The sequence below is a fragment of the Variovorax sp. LjRoot130 genome (assembly GCF_964253755.1).
Lineage (GTDB): Bacteria > Pseudomonadota > Gammaproteobacteria > Burkholderiales > Burkholderiaceae_C > Variovorax.
The window spans coordinates 1387158-1406846 of sequence record NZ_CAXURM020000002.1 but is presented as its reverse complement, the minus strand read 5'-3'; the positions used below and the strand labels follow the sequence as shown (position 1 = coordinate 1406846).

The window sequence follows — 19689 nt, the reverse complement described above, 5'->3', positions numbered from 1 at the left end:
GCGGCGGCGCATCGCATGCGATGCGCCGCCGCCTGAGTCGAGCGGGTCAGCGGTTCGAGATGTACATCGTGATTTCGAAACCGAAGCGCATGTCTTCGAATGCGGGTTGCGACCATTGCATGAGAGTCTCCTTGGGGTTGCCATCCAAAGTCCGGGCAGGATTGCCGTGAGGACACACGCCGTTCCGCAAGACGCATGCCTGTGGAACGCTGGCCCAAAAAACTGGTGCTTGCCCCTAGGCGCAGGCGTGCGCGGCCGGCTCTGCGCGACATCGAAGGGCAAGCAAGGGGAATGCTGTGTTGCGACTGCTCCATCCGGGGACAGTGGCGCGCAGCGATGGCACAGGGATTTCCCGTGCCCGGGTGTTCAGCCGCCCTTGCCCCAGCGCAGCTTGCGGTAGATGGTGTTGCGGCTGATGCCCAGTCGCTTCGACGCAATGGAGATGTTGCCGTTCGCCGCCGCAAGGGCCGCGCGAATCATCTCGATCTCGGCTTCTCCGAGCGTGAGTGACGACGTGCCGTCGTAGGCGGTCTCGGCCGGCGGGGCGACGACGGTCGGCTCGGCGGGTCGGTCCACGGACGCCGGCGCGGGCATGTCAAGCGGCATGCTCGCCGCCGGGGCTGTGATGGCCGGGGCGGCTGCGGGAATGGACGAGCGAACCCGCTGCACGTCCTCGAGGAAGTCGTCCGACAGATGATGCTCGGTGATCTGCGGCGCGCCGGCCGCCATCACGGCGGCCGTGCGCAGCACATTCGCGAGCTGGCGGATGTTGCCGGGCCATGCGTAGCGGCTGAACAGCGCCGACACGTGCGAGCTGATCTCCGGCGTGCCATGCGGGCACTCGGTCAGCAGGATGCGGCGTGCCACGACGCCGAGATCGCTGCGCTCGCGCAGCGCCGGCAGGCGCACGACCAGCCCGTTCAAGCGGTAGTACAGGTCTTCGCGGAACGTGCCGGCCTCGATCATCTCGCGCAAGTTGCGGTGGGTCGCCCCGATCACGGCGATGTCCACCGGAATCGACTTCTGGCTGCCCAGCGGCATCACGCAGCGCTCCTGGAGAACGCGCAGCAGCCGCGCCTGCAGGGCGAGCGGCATGTCGCCGATCTCGTCGAGGAACAGTGTGCCGCCGTTGGCTTGCACGATGCGCCCGCATGCGCCCTTGCGGCGCGCGCCGGTGAACGCGCCGTCTTCATAGCCGAACAGCTCGGCCTCGATCAGGGACTCGGGGATGGAGGCGCAGTTCACGGCCACGAAGGCCTGCCTGGAACGGTTCGAGTCCTGGTGCACCGCGCGCGCGAGCAACTCCTTGCCGGTGCCGGTTTCCCCGAGGATCAGGAGCGGGATGTCGCGGTTCAGGACGCGCTGCACCTTCTGCACCATCGCCTCGATCTGCATATCGCCGGTCTTCAGGTAGTGCAGGCCCGAGAAAGCGCTCGGTGGCGCGGCCGCGGCGTTGGCCGGATGGGGCGGCGGGTTCGCGTCGACCGGCACGGCTTCGCGGGCCGTGACGGCCTGCGATGCCGGTTCGTCGCCGCCCAGGCCGGCCATCATCGAGCGCGGCGTGCCGTTGAAGCGGGCCTTGACATAGAACTGCCGGCCGTTCGAAAGGCTCAGGCACATCGGCGTCGACAGCGGTGCCCGGAGATGGTCGAACATGGCCGGGACGGTGGTGCCGAACAGGCTGGTCAGGCTCTGCATTCGCAGCGCCGCGCTGCTCATGTCGAGCTGGTCCAGCGCGCTGCGATTGGCGCCGAGGATCTTGCCATCGGCGCCGACGACGATGATGCCTTCGAGCAAGGTGCCGATGAATTCGACGCGGCTGTGCAAGTGCAGCCGAAGCCGGTTGCCGAAGTCGTCCGACAACCACTGGTTCTCGATCATGCGCGCCGACATGCGCACCAGCCCCATGGTGTGCTGGTGATACGAACGCTGGTCGCCGGTGACGTCGAGCACGCCGAGCATATTGCCGCGCGGATCGAAGATCGGGGCCGCCGAACAGGTGAGGAAGCTGTTCGCATGGATGAAGTGCTCGCCGCCGTGAACGACCGTGGGCGACTCCTCGAACAGCGCCGTGCCGATGGCGTTGGTGCCTTTCGAATGCTCGGCCCAGCTGACCCCCGGCGACAGTGCTACTTTGCCGGCGCGTTCGAGAAACTTGTCGTCCCCGACCGAGTGCAGGATCGTTCCCTGGGCATCGGCCAGCACGATCATGCTCTCGGTGTTGACGATCTGCTCGAACAGCATCTCCATCACCGGCGCCGCGCGCGTGAACAGGCGCTGGTTGCGCTCCCGCGCCACGCTGAGGTCGCTGCGCATCAGGGGTTCGAAGTCGGGGCGCTCGATGCGGGTCAACCCTAGTGCGGCGCAGCGCTGATGCGACTGCTCGATCAGCTCCGTGCGCGCGGCCTGCCGCACGAAGGGCAATGCCGACGGCGTCGTCCAGGTCTTGGCGTTCGTGACCAAGGCACGATGAGTTGCGGACATCCTTGTGTCTCCTCTGCGCCTGCCGAGGCAGGTTGTCTCCGTCGAATCACCGCGCGCCGGGCCGTTGTCACCAGCTGCGTGGCACTGCTGCGTTTTGGCACAGCTCTCCGGGTCTGTTGCAAAGCAGGCCGGCCAAAGTGGCAAGGATGCCGCAGTGCCGCACGTGCGGCTTGATCTGGAGCAACTGGGCAATCGATCACAGGCAATTTGTGTTCCCGCCTGCAACACCGGCGCGTGGCACGGCGTTTGCAGACCGAGCTCATCTTTCAACACGACCATGACGGAGACCTGACATGAAGCGAAACGGAAATCTGCCGGCCGCACCCACCCCACCCAGCCGCCGGCGCGGGCGCATGGCCATGCGCCACGGCGCCTGGCTGCTGGCCATCGCCGCCTGCGCCGCGAGCCCCGCCGTATGGGCGCACGGCGACGTGACGCCGCAGGCGGTCGACACTTCGGCGCTTCCGAAGCTCGGCCAGGAATGGCGTCCCGAGAACCCGTTCCGGGCCAACGACGCCGCCGTCAAGATCGGCACGTCGGCCTACAACCAGAACTGCGCCCGCTGCCATGGGCTGGAAGCGATCTCCGGCGGCATCGCGCCCGACCTGCGCAAGATCGACAACGAATGCGCAGCGCTCAAGGACAGCGCCAAGAAGGCCGCCTGCGTGAAGGAGATCGACGAGTTCTATCTCACGACCGTTCGCCAGGGGCGCACGCGCAACGGCGCGGTGTACATGCCGCCGTTCGAAGGGGTCATGAACCAGGAAGCCATCTGGGCGATCAAGGCCTACCTCGAAACGCGCCGTGACAAGCCGTTCTAGGCGGGGAGGGTCCATGACACCCAAGACACCGAGCCGTCGCGATTGCCTGCGCTGGCTGGGCGCGTCCGGCGCCGCAGCCCTGGCATGTGCGCCGCTGCACCTGCGGGCGACGCCACTGGAGCGCGTGCGCGAGCGCGGCACGCTGACGGTCGGCCTCTACCACGACATGCCGCCGTTCCACGTCGGCGGCCAGGGCATCGACGTGGAGCTGGCGCGCGCCCTGGCCGAATCGCTGGGCGTCAGGCTCTCGCTGCTGCCGTTCCATGCCGACGAGAACATGAACGACGACTTGCGCAACATGGTGTGGCGCGGCCACTACCTCGGCTACGGCCCGGCCGACGTGTTGCTGCACGTGCCGGTCGACCGGCCGCTGATGGAAGGCAACCCGCAGGTCAGCATCTTCGCGCCGTACTACCGCGATCGGGTCGTGATGGCACGCCAGCTCGAGCGCGTGCCGCGGCTCGAGACGCTGTCCCAGTTGGGCGCCGACAAGGTGGCGGTGCCTGGCCAGTCGCTCGCGGGCTGGTTGCTGATTGGCGCCGATGGCGGCGCCTACCGGAGCCAGTTGATCACGCAATGGAAGGACGGCGCCGAGACGGCGCGCGCGCTGTTGCGCGGCGAGGTGACGGTGGCCGCAGGACTGGCGTCGGAGATGGAGTCGGTGCTGCGCGGCGACCCGCGCTTCGCCATCGCGCCGATGCCTTCGCCGCGGGCGCCGCGCGACGGATGGGCCGTCGGCATGGCCGTCAAGCGTGACGCCACCGAGCTGGCGCAGGCGCTGCAGCGCGCGGTGAACGAAATCGCGGCCAGCGGCCGGCTGCGTCAGATCTTCGAGCACGGCAACCTCGCGTGGCAAGCCGCATGACGCGCGGAACCGGCAGCCTGCTGCCGGGTTCGCGTGAGCTGCGCCGCGGCGCTAGAGCCAACCGCGCGCTTCGAGCACCTTCCACTCCGCGTCGTCGTACAGGCGCGAGCGTGTGAGAAAACGCAGGCCGGTCGGCCGCTCGAGCGAGAACATGCCGCCGTTGCCCGCTACCGCATCGATGATGAGATGCGTATGCTCCCAATACGCGAACTGGGCCCGGCTCATGTAGAACGGCGTGCCCGCGATCTCGCCCAGGCAGACGTCCGAATCGCCGGTGACGAACTCGCCGGCGGCGAAGCACATCGGTGCGCTGCCGTCGCAGCAGCCGCCGGACTGGTGGAACATCAGCGGCCCGTGCACGGCGCGCAGGCGCTCGATGAGCGCCTGCGCGGCCGGCGTGGCGGACACGCGGCTGACGCCGTCTTCGGGCATCTTCAGAAGAATCCCAGCTTGTTCTGGCTGTAGCTCACCAGCAGGTTCTTGGTCTGCTGATAGTGGTCCAGCATCATCTTGTGGTTCTCGCGGCCGATGCCCGACTGCTTGTAGCCGCCGAAGGCCGCATGGGCCGGATAGGCGTGATAGCAATTGGTCCACACGCGTCCCGCCTGGATGCCGCGGCCCATGCGGAAGGCACGTGCGCCATCGCGGGTCCACACGCCGGCGCCCAGTCCGTAGAGCGTGTCGTTGGCGATCTCCAGCGCCTCTTCTTCCGTCTTGAAGGTCGTCACCGACAGCACCGGGCCGAAGATTTCTTCCTGGAAGATGCGCATCTTGTTGTGGCCCTTGAAGACCGTGGGCTTGACGTAGTAGCCAGCGCCGAGTTCACCGACCTGCGTATTGCGTTCGCCACCGATCAGGCATTGCGCGCCTTCCTGCTTGCCCAGATCGATGTACGACAGGATCTTCTCCATCTGCTCCTGCGAGGCCTGCGCGCCGATCATGGTGGACGGGTCCAGCGGATGGCCCTGCTTGATGGCCTCGACCCGCTTGATCGCGCGCTCGATGAAGCGCTCGTAGATCGACTCCTGCACCAGCGCCCGGCTCGGGCAGGTGCAGACCTCGCCCTGGTTCAGCGCGAACATCGCGAAGCCCTCGAGCGCCTTGTCGAAGAAGGCGTCGTCCGCCGCCATGACGTCCTCGAAGAAGATGTTGGGCGACTTGCCCCCCAGCTCCAGGGTCACGGGGATGATGTTCTGGCTCGCGTACTGCATGATCAGCCGGCCGGTGGTGGTTTCGCCCGTGAAGGCGATCTTCGCGATGCGCTTGCTCGACGCCAGCGGCTTGCCCGCCTCCAGCCCGAAGCCGTTGACCACGTTGAGCACGCCGGGCGGCAGCAGGTCGCCGATCAGCTCCATCAGCACCAGGATCGAGGCGGGCGTCTGTTCGGCCGGCTTGAGCACCACGCAGTTGCCTGCGGCCAGCGCGGGGGCCAGCTTCCACACCGCCATGAGGATCGGGAAGTTCCACGGAATGATCTGCCCGACCACGCCCAGCGGCTCATGGAAGTGGTAGGCATAGGTGTCGTGATCGATCTCGCTGATGCCGCCTTCCTGCGCGCGGATGCAGCTGGCGAAATAGCGGAAGTGGTCGATGGCCAGCGGCATGTCGGCCGCCATCGTCTCGCGCAGCGGCTTGCCGTTGTCGATCGTCTCGGCCACGGCAAGCGTCTTGAGGTTCTGCTCCATGCGATCGGCGATCTTGAGCAGGACGTTGGCCCGTTCGGTGGGCGACGTGCAGCCCCAGGCCGCCTTCGCCTTGTGCGCAGCATCGAGCGCGGCTTCGATGTCCTTCGCGTTCGAGCGCGGGATGCTGGTGAAGGCCTGGCCGGTGATCGGTGTCAGGTTGTCGAAGTACTGGCCGTCGATCGGTGCAACCCACTCGCCGCCGATGTAGTTGCCGTATTGCTTCTTGTACGGGTTCGCAATGTCGAGGTGGGTCATTTCTGCCATGTCCATGAGTCGTCTCCTGTCGGGTGGTTGAAAAAACGGATGGCGGGACGCGACGCGGCCCGCGGAGCGACTCAGTGCAAAGCGCGGGCCACGCCGCGGCGGCGTCATCGCGGACGACGCAAGCCGTTGTCAGGCATGGAGTTTTTCCGCCAGCCTCGCGCGGCGCGTCGTCGTTGCTCCAGCGGGCGGCTGTGCCGTAGAGGAGCAACTGCTGCAAAACGGATCACGTTGCACGTGCAGCCGCGCAGTACCGACTTGGCGCACGCCAGCGGCCTTCAGCTCCGAGCTCCTCCACCCGGCGCCGAGGTGCCCTACCTTGAGCTTGCTCAAGCGCGCCGCGCGGTGCGCTTGCCACCTGCGTACTTGGACATCAAGATTCGCAGCATCCCATGCACAGCCACCCGGCAGGTGGCCTCAGGAGTCGCAATGGATCGTCGCAAGTTCATTCGGGTTGCGGGAGGCGGCTTCGTCTTCGCTGCGGCGACGGCGGCACTCGCCGGCTGCAGCCAGCAGATGCCCGCTGCGGCCATCGAGCCGTGGCAGGGGCCGGGGCCGGAGGCCGACCCGCGCCGCTGGATCCTCGGCTACGCGATCCTGGCGCCGCACTCGCACAACCTGCAGTCCTGGCTGGTGGATCTGCGCACACCGGACGAGATCGTGCTGCGCTGCGACCTTGGCCGGCTGCTGCCCGAGACCGACCCGTTCTCGCGCCAGATCATGATGAGCCACGGCACCTTCCTGGAGCTGCTCGACATCGCGGCGCGCGAGCGGGGACTGCGTGCCGACATCACCCTGTTTCCCGAGGGTGCGTTCGGCCCGGAGAAGCTCGATCAGCGACCGGTGGCGCGCGTCCGCCTGATGCCCGATGCGGCCACGCGCAAGGACCCGCTGTTCGCGCAGATCCTCGCGCGCCGCACCAACCGCAGCCTGTACGACCTGCAGCGGCCGGTGCCCGCCGAGGCCTGGAAGGCGATGGCCGAAGCAGTGGGGCCGCACCCCTTGCATTTCGGCTTCGTCGGCGCGGACCGGGCCGACGCGCTGGAACAGCATCGCGCCATCGCGGCCAAGGCCTGGCGCATCGAGCTGAGCACGCCGCGCACGATCCTGGAGTCGTACAAGGTGCTGCGCGTCGGCGCCGCCGAGATCGAGAAGCACCGTGACGGCTTGTCGATGCTGGACCCGACGGTGGTGCTGCTCGAGCGCATCGGCCTGTTCGATCGCAGCAAGGCGCCGGCGTCCGATGCCTTCGCCACCACCAGCCAGATCAAGGACTTCGGCAAGAAGCTCGCGTCCACGCCCGGCTTCCTCTGGATGTTGACCGAGAGCAACGACCGGGTGACCCAGGTCAACGCGGGACGCGCCTACGCGCGGGTGCAGCTCGCCGCGACCGGGCAGGGCCTGGCGATGCAACCGCTGCAGCAGGCCCTGCAGGAGTATCCCGAGCAGGCCGGACCCCACGCCGACATTCGGCGCCTGCTGGCCGTGCCGCTACCCGAGCGGACCGTGCAGATGTGGGCGCGTGTGGGTTATGCGCCGCCGGTCGGCCCTGCGCCGCGCCGTGGCCTGGCAGCGCAGCTGATTCGCGCGTGAGGGCTTGTTATCGACGACAATCATCATGCGGGACATGAGAGGTGAGACCGACGCTCTAAGTCGCCAGCCTCGTCGCCTCGGCAGAATTCGGCCAGACGCCGACCTTCAACGTCGTCGTGAGATGTTGTCGTATTCGGCCAGCAGGTCGCTCATGGCCTCGCCGACTCCGTAGCCGATGTTCTGACTGATGCGACACACAGCATCCAGTCGTTCCATGAACAAGGGCCGCTGCGCATCCGGCAGTCTCGTAATGGTCTGCAACGCCTGCTCGAACATTCGCACCAGCGCACTGAAGTAGCCCTCGTCCTGCAGGCCGACTTCGACGCTGAAGCCTGACGCGCGCTCGCAGTAGAAGACCATCAGCTCTGCCAGACCCGCCGGTTGGCCAATGGCCTTCTTGAAATTCGCGATGGGCTTCTTGGCCTCGGCGACGGACGCGTTCTGGTTCCGGAACATGTCGGGCCAGAGCCAACGGTTGATGGTGGTCTTGTACGGCTCCAGGACATCTTCGCCCAGCCCGAAACGGGCGTGAAGGAACACTTGATTGTCCTTGTTGGCCGTGTACAGGTCATGCACCAAGCCGACCAGGCCGTCGTGGTCGAAGTGGGTCAGTCTGGCCTTGACGTCACTCCAGGACGCGGCTTCCTTACTCTTGCTTGCTTTCATCTCTGTGCGGTTTCCGGAATTGAAGGCAGGCCATATTGGATGGGCTAAGGCCGAATGACCAAAGTACTATCGTAAAGTCGAACTGCAGTCGTGCAGTGGGCGCAGCCAATCAGAGGTTGGGCCCTTTCACAGGGTCACCGTCGTGCTGAACGTTGAGGGGCGAGCACATGAAATACGACATGGTCAAGGTCGAAGAGGCGCTTCTGGCGTTGCTTGGCGTCTTCGAGTTCGAGAACGGACGCGTGTGGAAGCGGTATGACTTTGCAGTCATGGACGGTCTACACGACAAGGGGCTCATCACGGAGCCCCACGGCAGGCAAGAGTCGGTCTACCTGACTGACGAGGGCCTGCGCCGCGCCAAGGAGCTCGCGGCCAAACACTTCGGGACCAGCGGGGCGGCGCTGGAGCAGCCATAGCTGCGGCAGAATCCGGCCCAACCACGGACGTTCGGACCCTCTACCCCAATCAAGCCAAATGAAGTCCGGGCGCGTCGCCAAGTCCTACACGGCGATCCCATCGATGACGGCGCGAGACCATGAAGCACGGCGGCTATGCTCGAATGCCAACGATAGAAGGACCACGCCATGAAGAAGCTAGTCGCTGCACTTCTCGCAACAGCCATGCTCGGGGGCTGCGTTGTCTACCCCGACGGTCCGGGATATCCCGGTGGCGGATACGGGAAACAATGCCCGCCGGGACAGGCAAAAAAGGGCAACTGCTAATCCCGGCTTCGCCCTCGGCCCGGCTCGGCACGAATGGCCAAGGGCAATTGCCCTTCGCGACATCGCCAGAGTCCGGCCGACCGCCCGTATTCCTTGGTAGCCTCTGGCCCTTCTGGCCGGGCGCACGGTAGGACGGCCCTCGGCCAAGAGCAGCCGCTCGCGGGTCGGCTAAAGTTTGCCCGCAAGCAGACAGAACGGACTGGCCTGGCCAGCCCTCATGTCAAACGCTCAGACTCTCGGAACTGCCATGGTCACCTGCTACCTGCGCTATGTCATCGATCCGTTCAAGCTCAAGGAGTTCGAGCACTACGGAAAGATCTGGATTCCACTCGTCGAAAAGTTTGGAGGGCAGCACCATGGCTACTTTTTTCCCTCGGAAGGCGCGAACAACATTGCGCTGGCTATGTTCACGTTCCCAAGTCTTGCGGCATACGAGGAATATCACGCGTTGTCTGCCACAGACCCAGAGTGCCAAGCTGCGTTCAAGTATGCGCAGGACACTGCATCCTCAGCTATGAACGCAGCTTTTTCAGGCCTGTACTCAAATGAACGCGTACGGCTTGCAGGCCGCCCGCACGCGGCGTGCAGCCGAGCGAATGGTGACTAACGCACGCCAGCGGCCTTCAGCAAGAACTGCGTCACCTGCTCGACCAGATAGCGCCGGTCCTCCTCGTCGCTCTGCGGCACGCTCCTGAAGTGCGCCACCTGCGCCGCGTGGTCGGCGTAGAACTGGGTCACGGCGCAAAGGTGGAACAGGAACAGCATCGGGTCGGCCTGGTCCATCAGGCCCCGGTTGATCCAGTCCTGGATCATCAGCGTGGCTCGGTGGATGCACTGCCTGCTTGTGTCCGTCATGGTCTTGAGCACCGGCGCGCCGCGCATCACCTCGGCGGCGAGAATCCGCGAGCGCAGCGGGTGCTCGAAGGAGAACAGCATCTTGCGACGGATGAGTCCGGTCAGCACCTTGCGCGGTCCGAAGTCCTCGCCGCTGAAGATGAAGACGCCGACCATGTCGTTGACGATGTCCTTGAGTACCTGGCGGTAGAGGGCTTCCTTGCTCTCGATGTAGTAGTACAGCTGCGCCTTGGACAGCCCGGCCTTGTCGGCGATCGCCTGGGTCGTCGCGCCGGCCAGGCCCTCGCTCGCGAACTCCTCGATGGCCGCCTGGTAGATGGCGTCCAGCACCTGCGCGTGCTTGCGCGAACGCCCGGGCCGGCTCGGCCCCGGGGCCGTCGCGATCTCTGACGGCGCATCGTGACACTCAGCCGCTGGCCTGGTGTTTCTCACGGCGCTGAGGAATACGACATCCTTGGTTTGGCGCATCGGGGTCTCCGGGTGGTAGCGGCGACAACGGTTTTATCGCCGCGGCGGCGGTCATGAGTTGCGCTGCGTCAAACAGGCTTCGCGCCGTGCGCTGGAACCGGGTCCCGCATGTCCAGCCTCAGTACTTCAAACGCGCGTACCAGGTGCGCTGCGCCGCCTCGCGCGCCTGGCCCAGCGTGTGGATTCCCTTGTCCGCCAGCAAAGGGATCAGGCGAAGGAACACCTCCGCCGTCAGGATCGCATCGCCCAGGGCGGTGTGGCGGCCCAGCACCGCGATGCCGAAGCGCTCGGCAATGGCTTCCAGCTCGTGCGACGCCTGGTGCGGGCTTGCCACCGCGGACAACAGCAGCGTGTCGAGCACCGGCTGATCGAAACGCACGCCGGTAGATGCTTCCTTCAGCTGCAGGAAGCGCATGTCGAACGCGGCGTTGTGTGCAACCAGGACGGTGTCGTTGGCGAAGGCGTGGAAGATCGGCAGGATCTCGGCGATGCCCGGCTGGCCGGCGACCATCGCCGGCGTGATGCCGTGTATGGGAATGCCGGCGGCCGGGATACTTCGACCGGGGTCAATGAGCTGCTCGAAGCTCTCCTGCCGCAGCAGCTTGCCGTTGACGATGCGCGCCGCGCCGATCTGGATGATCTCGTCGCCCTGCGACGGATCGAGCCCGGTGGTCTCGGTGTCGAACACCGTGTAGGCCAGGTCCACCAGGCGACGCTCATCGAGCTCGCGCGCCTGAATGCCGGGCTGGAACAGGTCGAAGTCGTAGTACTCGGGGCGGCTTTCGCTGCGCAGCACCGCGGCCGCCTCCAGTTGTTCCTGGGGTGGAGCGAGCGGGAGCAGGAAGCGAAAGAAAGTCGTTTGCAGCGCGCGCTCGCGCTGAAACCAGAACTCGCCACCATGGCGCTCGACCACGTCACGAACCGACAGCGGGCTGGCCCGGTCGCCCACCGTCATCGGGCTCGACTCCCAGCTCGTCACCGTTTCGGTGCTGATGGCCGTGCCGGCCCAGACCAGGTCGAGATGGGCGCGTTCGCCCGCGCGGCGCAGTCGCAATTGGACGCGCTTGACCGCGAATTCGTCCACCAGCCGGGTCGCCAGCGAGGCCAGTGCCTGGAGCAAGGCGTAGCTGTCGACCCTGAGCCACAGGCCAGCGTCGACTTCCGGCGCGGAGGCGCGCGCGCCCGAGCGCGCCTCGATCAGGCGCAGGGCGGCCTGTACCAGGTCGGCGCCGAGCATGTCCTCGAGCGGCCAGCGCGTCTTCAGGCCCTGGCTGGCGCTCGCTGCGAGCGACTGGAGGCGCGCCGTCATGGCGCGAACTTCGTCGTGCACGACGCGCAGGAAGCGCTCGCGCGTCGGCGCGTCCAGGTCGGGCAGCTCGAGCATGTCCACTGCCGCCTGCAGGCTGCCCAATGACGAGCGGCTGCCTTCGGTCAGTCCGTGCAGCAGGCGGTCCTGCTCGGCATCCTCCTCGAACTCGCGGGTGATGTTCTGCAGCATCAGAACGAAGCCCGACAGCTGCGCGGCATCTCCGGGCACGGCCGAGGGATCGCGCACCGGCGCCAGCTGCACCCGCAGCAGTTGACCGGCGTGCGAACTGGTGACGAACTGCGCCGAGGGCTGGGGTGCTCCGCGCAACAGCCGCCGTTGGACGCTTTCGAGCGCGTGGGCGATGAGCTCGCGGTCGAACAGGGCGTAGATCGAGCGGCCCAGTCCGATCAACTCCGCCCCGTCGGCCAATGCCGGCACAGACGACAGCGCGCGAGACTGCAGCCGCGCCCGATTGTTGTAGAGCAGGATGCGGCCGTCCAGGTTGCACACGACCACGCTCTGCGTGAGCTCCGACATCAGCGCAGCCAGGCGGCTGCGTTCCTGCTCGATGCCGCGCGCGGCCTCCTGCACCCGGGCGTCTATGTCGGCGCGCAGGCCGTCGCGCTGGCGCGCGAGCTCATCGACGACGCCGGCCAGCGCCCGGGCACCCGCTCCGCATGCCGCCTCCGCGGGGGGCGCGCTGCGGTGGGGCACGACGCCGGCCGCCGTGGCCTGCGCGGCTTCAGCCAGCCGGGCCGGCTCGGTCACCCAGATCGCATGGGCGCGACGCGCCAGCGCACCCAGCGCGATCGCCAACACCGCCCAGCCCAGCACCAGCAGGGGCACGCGCGGCGCGATCATCTCGCCCAGCACGGCGCGCTCGTCTGGCGCAAGCGTGGCAGCGAAGATGGCGCCGAGCCCCAAGCCGAGGAGCGCCAGGAGAGCTCCCGGCGCGAGCGCCACGGCGAGTTGGTGGGCATCGATCTTCATGCGGAGCTGCTGAGCAACTGCCGCACGCGCGCGGCAAGCTCCCGGGTGGAGAAGGGCTTGGTCATGTAGGCATCGGCTCCCAGGGCCATGCCCTTCGCGACGTCGGTCTCCCGGCCCTTGGCGGTGAGCAAGAGGATCTTCGTGGCGGCGATCTCCTCGTCGGCACGCACGGCCTGCAGGACCTCGAGGCCGGACTTGAAAGGCATCATGACGTCCAGCAGCACCAGGTCAGGCTGCAGGCTGCGGATCAGTTCGAGCGCCTGCTGGCCGTCGCGCGCGATGCTCACCGCGTGCCCTTCGCGCTTCATGAGGAACTCGAGCGAAATCACGATGTTGGGCTCATCGTCTGCAATCAGCACCTTGTAGGCCATGGTCATGTCTCCAGTTCTTGCGTCTCGGGGTGCAGCGGCAGTTCGAAGCCGAAGCATGCGCCGTGACCCGGCCTGGAGTCGAGCCACATCCGGCCGCCGAAGTGTTCGACGATGCGACGGCTGATGGGCAGGCCCAGGCCGGTACCCTGCGGACGATGCGCGGCATCGCCACCCTGGCGAAACTTTTCGAACACCAGCTCCTTCTGCTCCGGCGGCACACCGGGGCCGTTGTCCTGCACAGTGATGGTGACGCGATCGACATCGCAGTGCAGGCTGACCTCGACCCGGCCCTGCCCCTGCGGCACGAACTTGGCCGCGTTCGACAGCAGATTGATCAGCACCTGCGTGAGGCGGTCGGGGTCGAGCTGCAGCGGCGGCACCGCATCGGGGAGCCTCAGCGCCACGACCGCGCCACGCTCACGGAACAGCTCCTGCGTAGTCTGAACGGCTTGCTGAACCAGCGCGCGCAGGTCGACCTCGGTGCTGCGCCATTCGGCGACGCCCGATTCGATCTTCGCCATGTCCAGCACCTGGTTGACCAGGCGCGTCAGGCGCTCGGTCTCGGTCACCACCAGGCCGAGAAAATGCTGGCGCTGTCCGGTGTCCATCGCCGGGTCGTCAAGCATCAGTTCGGCCAGCGCGCGGATCGAGGTCAGCGGCGTGCGCAGCTCGTGCGTCACCGAGGACATGAAGTCGTCCTTCAGCAGATCGAGACTCTTGAGCTGTTCGTTGGCCTTGCTGAGATCTGCGGTGGCGCGCTCCAGGGAGAGCGATTTCTCCTCCAGCGCCTGCGAATGGGCGCGCAGCGCCGCCGTCTCGCGCGAGGCTTCGTCCAGGATGCGCATGACGTCATCCAGCTCCAGCGCTTCTTCTTCGACGACCGAGGCCACCACCAGCCGGGCCGAGGCGCTGCCGATGGCGCCCGCGAGCTGCGTTTCGATGAACTGCACCAGCCGCGCGTCGGCGGCGAGCTGCTCCGGCCCGGCCAGGCCGTTGCGTCGTGCGTAGTCGTTCAGCAGCCGGTCGGCAGCCGCGGCGCCCAGGAATCGCGTGGCCAGTTGGCGCAGATCGGCCAGCCTGGCGCGGCCGCGCCAGAACACCGGCCCAGCCTCGGCGGCCCCGCGTTCCGTACGCTGGAAGACGTCGACGAACATCAAGGCCTGGCTCGCTTCGCGTGCGGAAGGGCGGCTCAGCAGCGACACGCCGAAGTACAAGGCGGTGTTGACCAGCAGGCTCCAGAACAGCGCATGGGTCAGGTTGTCCAGGCCCGCGAGGCCCAGCAGCTGCTCGGGCCGCAGCCAGGCGACGCCGAACGGCCCCTGGTCGATGTATCCGGCGGGGATCCAACCCGACTTGGCGATCGACGGCAGCATCAGCGTCCAGGCCCACAGCACGAAGCCGGCGCCCAGGCCGGCGAGCGCGCCGTGCCGCGTGCCACCCTTCCAGTACATACCCGCCAGCATCGGCGGCGCGAATTGGGCGACGGCGGCGAAACTGATGAGCCCGATGCTGACCAGCGCATAGTCCTCGCCGGCGACGCGGTAGTAGAGATAGCCCAGCAGCAGGATCGCCACGATCACCGTCCGGCGGATGCCCAGCAGCACGCCGCTCAGGTCGTGCGCTGTGCGCAGGCCGGCGCGCAGCAGCAGCGGCATCACGAGGTCGTTGCAGACCATGGTCGAGACCGCGATGGCCTCGACGATGACCATGCCCGTGGCGGCCGAGAGGCCGCCGATGAATGCCGCCAGCGCCAGCCCCGGCTGGCCGTCGGCCAGCGGCAGCGAAAGCACAAAGGCCTCGGGATTCTGCCGGCCGACACCGAAGTACAGCAGGCCGCCCAGTGCGATCGGCAGCACGAAGAGATTGATCAGCAGCAGGTACAGCGGAAACGCCCAGGTGGCGCGCCGCAGATGGCGCTCATCGACGTTTTCGACCACCATCATCTGGAACTGCCGTGGCAGGAAGATCACCGAGAGCATGGCAAGCAGCGTCAGCGCGAACCACTGGCCGCCCGCAAAGCCAGTGGCCGCTGTGGCGCCGCCGGTGTTCCCAAGGCTCAGCAGGCGGCCCAGTTCGGGCCGCGCCGCGGCGCGGCCGAACAGGTCGGCCGGTCCGTCGAACAGGTGCCAGGTGACGAAAACGCCGACGGCCAGGAAGGCCAGCAGCTTCACCACCGACTCGACGGCGATCGCCGCCACCATGCCCTCGTGCCGCTCGGTGGTATCGAGGTGGCGCGTGCCGAAGGCGATCGTGAAGCCGGCCAGCGCCAGCGCGATGTACAGCGTGCTGTCGCGCCACCAGGCCAAGGGCTGCTGCAGCGCAGCGCCGGGCGCGGCGGTGAGCAGCGCATAGCCGCTGGCGATGGCCTTGAGCTGCAGCGCCACGTAGGGCAGGATGCCCACCACCGCGATCAGTGTGACCAGCATGGCCAGCAGCGTGCTCTTGCCGTGGCGGCTGGCGATGAAATCGGCGATGGAGGTGATGCGGTAGCTGCGCGCGATGCGGATCATCTTGCGCAGCACCATCCAGGCCATCAGCATCGCGAGCGTCGGGCCGAGGTAGATCGGCAGGAACCACAGGCCCGACGACGCGGCCCGGCCCACGCTGCCGAAGTAGGTCCAGGCCGTGCAGTACACGCCCAGCGACAGCGTGTAGACCCACGCGTTGCCGATCAGCGAACGGCCTTCGCGTGCGCGCTTGTCGCCCACGTGCGCCACCAGGAACAGCAACGCCAGGTAGGCGAAGGAGGCGATGATGACCGTGGAAGCGGGCAGCATGTCAGTGCTCCCCCGGTGCCTCGGCCACCCACGCCGCCAGCGCGATGAGGATGCCCCAGCCGCCGAAGAGCGCGAGCGGCATCAGCGGCAGCCCCCAGAGCATGACCGGGCGGTCCCACAGCGTGAGCAGCGGCACGTTCAGCAGCAGCCAACCCAGTGCGAAGAGGCCGAGCAGGCGTTGCGATCTCAAGCCTTGGAACATGGTGGCCCGCCTGGACTACAAGGCGCTGAGGTGGAAGCGTTGCCGCAGCACGCCGCGAAAGCGGCGCACGATGCCCAGCGCATCACGCAGCGCATCACGTTCCAGCGCACCCAGCTCGGACAGCCGAACATCATTGCCTGGCACTTGTCCGGCCTGCTTCTGACGCAGCTGATGCGTCAGCCTGAGCGCCATCAAGTAGTGCAGCGCGTCCAGCACGTCGCGCGCCAGGCCGGATTCGATCTGCTGTTGCTCTACAAGCAAGCGCAGCCGCGCGGCCGTGCCGTTGACGCGCAGGCGCCGCTGCAGCGCCAGCGCCCGCACGCCGTGAACGATCGGGAAGGTGCCGAGCTTTTTCAGATCCATTGTCTCGTCGTCGTGACGTGCGGTGAGCCTGCGCCACCATCCCGTCGGGTGGTCGAACAGGTCGATTGCGCTGGCAAAGCGCGCGAGGAAGACGTCTGCGCTGTCGAGGACGCGCTCCAGATGCCGGCGTGCCTCCTGCAGAAGCCCCGCGTCGCCGGCCACTGACTTGCTGTCCATGAAGATGGCGAGTCGCATTGGGCCCTCGGGGTCGGATCCGTATACCCAGTCGTGCAGCGACTCCTTGAAGCCGGCCAGCGGCTGCCGCCAGAGCGGGTTGGTCAGCATGATCTGCCCGGGGCAGGGGGGATAGCCCAGCTCGGCCAGCGCGGCATTGAACTGCGTGGCGATGGCCTCGAGATCGGGACACGCGAAGCCGTCGCGCAGCAGCAGCGCGTTGTCCTGGTCGGTCTTGATGATCTGCTCGTCGCGGCCCTCGCTGCCCATGACCACCAGGCAGCTGTTGGCCACCAGATCGGGTGGCGCCAGCAACGACCACAAGCGCGCGAAGAGGCGCGCGTTGAGCTCCCCCACGAGCCGCGCGATGCGCTCGATCTTGATGCCGCCCTCGTGCAGCAGCGAGACCATGGTGTCGATGCGCGCGGCTGCGGCCGCCAGTTCGGCCACATTGGCTGCTTCGTCGATCTGCAGCGCAGCGATCTGCGAATGGTTGGCGACGAAGCTCACCAGATCGAGCTGGTCCAGCAGCCCGAGCACGGTGTCGCCGTCGCGCACCAGCAGGCGGTGCACCCGGTGGCGCGCCATCAGCCACAGCGCCTCGAAGAGGTCCGCGTCGGGGTGGATCTCGACCAGGCCGAAGCGGGCCACCTCGCGGACCGCCAGCTCGGCCGGGGCCTCGGGACGCAGCAGCGCATCGCGCAGGTCGGCGGTGGTGAAGATGCCCAGGCGATGGCCGTCCCGCACCAGCGCGTCGCGCAGCCCCTGCTGCGACAGCACCCGGCACACCGACACCAGGTCGAGCCCGCCATCGACGTAGCAGGCCTTGCGCACATGGGCGTCGCGCACGCGCGCAGTGAGGAGCGAGAGCATCTCGCGCTGGGTTTCGACTGCGCGCAGTTCCGTCATGGTGCGGGGCACAAAAAATGAACGGGCCGGTAGACAGTGTGCCTGCCTACCGGCCCGTCCACTACCCGCTCAATGCCCGCTGGCGCCGGACGCCCCTATGCCGGTTTCCGAGCGCACCTGCTGGGCCAGGAAGCCGCGCTTGTCAACGTCGCCGCGCGCGCTGGAATCCAGCAGCGAGAAGATCCAGATGCCGAGGAAGCCGATCGTCATCGAGAACAGGCACGGCGAGGCGTACGGGAAGAACGCGGAGCCCTTCGGATAGCCCAGCGTCGCCTCCCACACGGAGGGCGAGACGATCGTCAGCGCAACCGACGAGACCAGCCCGAGGAAGCCGCCGATCACCGCGCCGCGCGTGGTGCAGCCCTTCCACAGCACCGACATGAACAGCACCGGGAAATTGGCCGACGCGGCGATGGCGAACGCCAGCGACACCATGAAGGCGATGTTCTGCTTCTCGAACACGATGCCGAGCAGCACCGCCAGCACGCCGAGCGCGACGGTGGTGATGCGCGAGACGCGCAATTCCGAGGCGCTGTCGGCCTTGCCGCTCTTGACTACCGTCGCATACAGGTCGTGCGACACCGCCGAGGCGCCCGACAGCGTCAGGCCGGCAACGACCGCGAGGATGGTCGCGAAGGCCACCGCCGAGATGAAGCCGAGGAACACGTTGCCGCCCACCGCATTGGCGAGATGAATCGCCGCCATGTTGCCGCCGCCGATCAGCACGCCCTGGGCGTCGACGAACTGGGGGTTGGTGAGCACGAAGGTGATGGCACCGAAGCCGATGATGAAGGTCAGCAGGTAGAAGTAGCCGATCCAGCCGGTGGCCCACATGACCGACTTGCGCGCTTCCTTGGCGCTGGGCACGGTGAAGAAGCGCATCAGGATGTGCGGCAGACCGGCGGTGCCGAACATCAGCGCCATGCCGAAGGAGATGGCCGAGATCGGGTCCTTGACGAAGTTTCCGGGACCCATGATCGACTGGCCGATGGCCGCGGCCGCCTCCGCAGTCTTGCCGTCCTTGAGCGCCAGGTCGGTCTTGACCTTCACGGCGCCGGCGAACATCGCTTCGGGGCTGAAGCCGAAGTGCCACAGCACCGACAGCGCCATGAAGCTGGCGCCGCCCAGCAGCAGGCAGGCCTTGATGATCTGGACCCAGGTCGTGGCGGTCATGCCGCCGAAGAGCACGTAGACCATCATCAGCGAGCCGACGATGGCAACGGCGATCCAGTATTCGAGGCCGAACAGCAGTTTGATCAGTTGGCCCGCACCGACCATCTGGGCGATCAGGTAGAAGGCCACGACGACCAGCGTGCCCGAGGCGGCGAAGATGCGCACCGGTGCCTGCTTGAAGCGGAACGCCGCCACGTCGGCAAAGGTGAACTTGCCCAGGTTGCGCAGCCGCTCGGCCATCAGGAAGGTGATCACTGGCCAGCCGACGAGAAAGCCGATCGAGTAGATCAGGCCGTCGTAGCCGGCCGCCATCACGGCCGCCGAGATGCCGAGGAACGATGCCGCCGACATGTAGTCGCCGGCGATCGCCAGGCCGTTCTGGAAGCCGGTGATGCCACCGCCGGCGGTGTAGAAGTCCGCCGCCGACTTGGTCTTGGACGCGGCCCACTTGGTGATGAACAGCGTGCCGAGGACGAACAGCCCGAACATGCCGATGGCCGTCCAGTTCGTCGCCTGCTTTTGCGCCTGGCCGAGATCGGCGCCGGCCGCATAGACGGTCGCGGACGCGGCAACCAGGGCGGCGAGCGCCAGTGCCCGGCGTGCGACCAGGGAGAAGGCCTTCATTTGAGCACCGCCTTCGCGACGGCGTCCGACAGGGTGTCGAACTCGGCATTGGCGCGCCTGACGTAATAGGCGGTGATCGCAATGGTGAACACGATGACGCCGAAGCCGATCGGGATGCCCAAGGTCATGACGCCTTCGCCCAGGCGCTGGGCGAGGAAAGGCTTGTTGAAAGCCACGAGCAGCACGAAGCCGTAATACGCGATCAGCATCAGTGCCGTCAGTGTCCAGCCGAAGCGCGTGCGCTTGGCCCTCAACTCCTGATATTGGGGATGGCCGGCGATGCGTGCAACTAGGTCGTCTTCCATGGAGGTCTCCTCGAAGGGTGGATTGGCTTCGGCGATTGGACGCGGTGCGACGGCGCACGCAGTTGCGCTAGC

Annotated in this window: 17 protein-coding genes and 1 pseudogene; 5 read left to right on the top strand and 13 right to left on the bottom strand. The window is 67.0% G+C overall.

Annotated elements, in window-relative coordinates; all coding sequences use genetic code 11:
- Nucleotides 1–46: 46 nt before the first annotated feature.
- Both pqqA and ACSQ86_RS36535 read right to left on the bottom strand, forming a co-directional pair.
- Entirely contained in the window at nt 47–121 is a 75-nt protein-coding gene (pqqA, locus tag ACSQ86_RS36540) for a pyrroloquinoline quinone precursor peptide PqqA (RefSeq protein WP_139191749.1), read from the bottom strand.
- Between the two features lie 245 nt (nt 122–366).
- Nucleotides 367–2484 carry a sigma-54-dependent Fis family transcriptional regulator gene (locus ACSQ86_RS36535; RefSeq protein WP_436307715.1) on the bottom strand — a complete coding sequence of 706 codons (2118 nt, stop codon included), beginning with the start codon at nt 2482–2484 and terminating at the stop codon, nt 367–369.
- Nucleotides 2485–2843: 359 nt separating this feature from the next.
- On the opposite strand from ACSQ86_RS36535, the gene pedF reads away from it, so the two are divergent.
- Nucleotides 2844–3305 (top strand): cytochrome c-550 PedF, encoded by a 462-nt coding sequence (pedF, locus tag ACSQ86_RS36530; RefSeq protein WP_436307780.1) that lies wholly within the window; start codon nt 2844–2846, stop codon nt 3303–3305.
- A gap of 13 nt (nt 3306–3318) precedes the next feature.
- Nucleotides 3319–4170 carry a substrate-binding periplasmic protein gene (locus tag ACSQ86_RS36525; protein WP_436307716.1) on the top strand — a complete coding sequence of 284 codons (852 nt, stop codon included), beginning with the start codon at nt 3319–3321 and terminating at the stop codon, nt 4168–4170.
- 51 nt (nt 4171–4221) lie between these two features.
- Here the strand turns inward: ACSQ86_RS36525 and ACSQ86_RS36520 are convergent, their stop codons facing one another.
- Together ACSQ86_RS36520 and adh are read right to left on the bottom strand one after the other, a co-directional pair.
- On the bottom strand, nt 4222–4602 hold the full coding sequence (locus tag ACSQ86_RS36520) for a DUF779 domain-containing protein (RefSeq protein WP_436307717.1): 381 nt from the start codon (nt 4600–4602) through the stop codon (nt 4222–4224).
- Nucleotides 4603–4604: 2 nt separating this feature from the next.
- Nucleotides 4605–6125: an aldehyde dehydrogenase gene (adh, locus tag ACSQ86_RS36515; protein WP_093110180.1), complete on the bottom strand. Its 1521-nt coding sequence runs from the start codon at nt 6123–6125 to the stop codon at nt 4605–4607.
- 420 nt (nt 6126–6545) lie between these two features.
- On the opposite strand from adh, the gene ACSQ86_RS36510 reads away from it, so the two are divergent.
- Nucleotides 6546–7709: an Acg family FMN-binding oxidoreductase gene (locus ACSQ86_RS36510; protein ID WP_436307718.1), complete on the top strand. Its 1164-nt coding sequence runs from the start codon at nt 6546–6548 to the stop codon at nt 7707–7709.
- Between the two features lie 105 nt (nt 7710–7814).
- On the opposite strand, the gene ACSQ86_RS36505 is transcribed toward ACSQ86_RS36510, so the two are convergent.
- Nucleotides 7815–8375, bottom strand: a complete 561-nt coding sequence (locus ACSQ86_RS36505; protein ID WP_436307719.1) for a hypothetical protein — start codon at nt 8373–8375, stop codon at nt 7815–7817.
- Between the two features lie 167 nt (nt 8376–8542).
- On the opposite strand from ACSQ86_RS36505, the gene ACSQ86_RS36500 reads away from it, so the two are divergent.
- Both ACSQ86_RS36500 and ACSQ86_RS36495 read left to right on the top strand, forming a co-directional pair.
- Nucleotides 8543–8791, top strand: a complete 249-nt coding sequence (locus tag ACSQ86_RS36500; RefSeq protein ID WP_093110177.1) for a DUF6429 family protein — start codon at nt 8543–8545, stop codon at nt 8789–8791.
- Between the two features lie 553 nt (nt 8792–9344).
- Nucleotides 9345–9646 (top strand): annotated as a pseudogene (locus tag ACSQ86_RS36495) (NIPSNAP family protein).
- A 54-nt stretch (nt 9647–9700) separates the two neighbouring features.
- Here ACSQ86_RS36495 and ACSQ86_RS36490 read toward each other — a convergent pair.
- The 8 genes from ACSQ86_RS36490 to ACSQ86_RS36455 all read right to left on the bottom strand — a co-directional run bounded on the left by ACSQ86_RS36490 (nt 9701) and on the right by ACSQ86_RS36455 (nt 19617).
- Nucleotides 9701–10420 (bottom strand): TetR family transcriptional regulator C-terminal domain-containing protein, encoded by a 720-nt coding sequence (locus ACSQ86_RS36490; protein WP_436310851.1) that lies wholly within the window; start codon nt 10418–10420, stop codon nt 9701–9703.
- A 118-nt stretch (nt 10421–10538) separates the two neighbouring features.
- Nucleotides 10539–12719 (bottom strand): exonuclease domain-containing protein, encoded by a 2181-nt coding sequence (locus tag ACSQ86_RS36485; protein ID WP_436310850.1) that lies wholly within the window; start codon nt 12717–12719, stop codon nt 10539–10541.
- Nucleotides 12716–13090 carry a response regulator transcription factor gene (locus ACSQ86_RS36480; RefSeq protein ID WP_093110175.1) on the bottom strand — a complete coding sequence of 125 codons (375 nt, stop codon included), beginning with the start codon at nt 13088–13090 and terminating at the stop codon, nt 12716–12718. Before ACSQ86_RS36480 ends, ACSQ86_RS36485 begins: the two co-directional genes overlap by 4 nt.
- Nucleotides 13091–13092: 2 nt before the next feature.
- The gene (locus ACSQ86_RS36475) at nt 13093–15867 is read right to left on the bottom strand and encodes an ATP-binding protein (RefSeq protein ID WP_436310849.1); all 2775 of its coding nucleotides are present in this window, start codon (nt 15865–15867) and stop codon (nt 13093–13095) included.
- A gap of 1 nt (nt 15868) precedes the next feature.
- On the bottom strand, nt 15869–16069 hold the full coding sequence (locus ACSQ86_RS36470; protein ID WP_093110173.1) for a hypothetical protein: 201 nt from the start codon (nt 16067–16069) through the stop codon (nt 15869–15871).
- Between the two features lie 15 nt (nt 16070–16084).
- A complete protein-coding gene (locus ACSQ86_RS36465) occupies nt 16085–17515 on the bottom strand; it encodes a putative nucleotidyltransferase substrate binding domain-containing protein (protein WP_436306389.1) in 1431 nt (476 codons plus the stop codon).
- A gap of 69 nt (nt 17516–17584) precedes the next feature.
- Nucleotides 17585–19312 (bottom strand): cation acetate symporter, encoded by a 1728-nt coding sequence (locus ACSQ86_RS36460; RefSeq protein WP_436294600.1) that lies wholly within the window; start codon nt 19310–19312, stop codon nt 17585–17587.
- The gene (locus ACSQ86_RS36455; protein ID WP_093110171.1) at nt 19309–19617 is read right to left on the bottom strand and encodes a DUF485 domain-containing protein; all 309 of its coding nucleotides are present in this window, start codon (nt 19615–19617) and stop codon (nt 19309–19311) included. Before ACSQ86_RS36455 ends, ACSQ86_RS36460 begins: the two co-directional genes overlap by 4 nt.
- Nucleotides 19618–19689: the final 72 nt, after the last annotated feature.

Bases quoted from the DNA above. Each gene is read 5' to 3' on its own strand.
- ACSQ86_RS36500 (WP_093110177.1), top strand. From the start codon at position 8,543: ATGAAATACGACATGGTCAAGGTCGAAGAGGCGCTTCTGGCGTTGCTT.
- ACSQ86_RS36460 (WP_436294600.1), bottom strand. From the start codon at position 19,312: ATGAAGGCCTTCTCCCTGGTCGCACGCCGGGCACTGGCGCTCGCCGCC.
- ACSQ86_RS36510 (WP_436307718.1), top strand. From the start codon at position 6,546: ATGGATCGTCGCAAGTTCATTCGGGTTGCGGGAGGCGGCTTCGTCTTC.
- ACSQ86_RS36470 (WP_093110173.1), bottom strand. From the start codon at position 16,069: ATGTTCCAAGGCTTGAGATCGCAACGCCTGCTCGGCCTCTTCGCACTG.
- ACSQ86_RS36455 (WP_093110171.1), bottom strand. From the start codon at position 19,617: ATGGAAGACGACCTAGTTGCACGCATCGCCGGCCATCCCCAATATCAG.
- ACSQ86_RS36505 (WP_436307719.1), bottom strand. From the start codon at position 8,375: ATGAAAGCAAGCAAGAGTAAGGAAGCCGCGTCCTGGAGTGACGTCAAG.
- adh (WP_093110180.1), bottom strand. From the start codon at position 6,125: ATGGACATGGCAGAAATGACCCACCTCGACATTGCGAACCCGTACAAG.
- ACSQ86_RS36475 (WP_436310849.1), bottom strand. From the start codon at position 15,867: ATGCTGCCCGCTTCCACGGTCATCATCGCCTCCTTCGCCTACCTGGCG.
- ACSQ86_RS36485 (WP_436310850.1), bottom strand. From the start codon at position 12,719: ATGAAGATCGATGCCCACCAACTCGCCGTGGCGCTCGCGCCGGGAGCT.
- ACSQ86_RS36490 (WP_436310851.1), bottom strand. From the start codon at position 10,420: ATGCGCCAAACCAAGGATGTCGTATTCCTCAGCGCCGTGAGAAACACC.
- ACSQ86_RS36520 (WP_436307717.1), bottom strand. From the start codon at position 4,602: ATGCCCGAAGACGGCGTCAGCCGCGTGTCCGCCACGCCGGCCGCGCAG.
- ACSQ86_RS36465 (WP_436306389.1), bottom strand. From the start codon at position 17,515: ATGACGGAACTGCGCGCAGTCGAAACCCAGCGCGAGATGCTCTCGCTC.
- ACSQ86_RS36525 (WP_436307716.1), top strand. From the start codon at position 3,319: ATGACACCCAAGACACCGAGCCGTCGCGATTGCCTGCGCTGGCTGGGC.
- ACSQ86_RS36535 (WP_436307715.1), bottom strand. From the start codon at position 2,484: ATGTCCGCAACTCATCGTGCCTTGGTCACGAACGCCAAGACCTGGACG.
- ACSQ86_RS36480 (WP_093110175.1), bottom strand. From the start codon at position 13,090: ATGGCCTACAAGGTGCTGATTGCAGACGATGAGCCCAACATCGTGATT.
- pedF (WP_436307780.1), top strand. From the start codon at position 2,844: ATGCGCCACGGCGCCTGGCTGCTGGCCATCGCCGCCTGCGCCGCGAGC.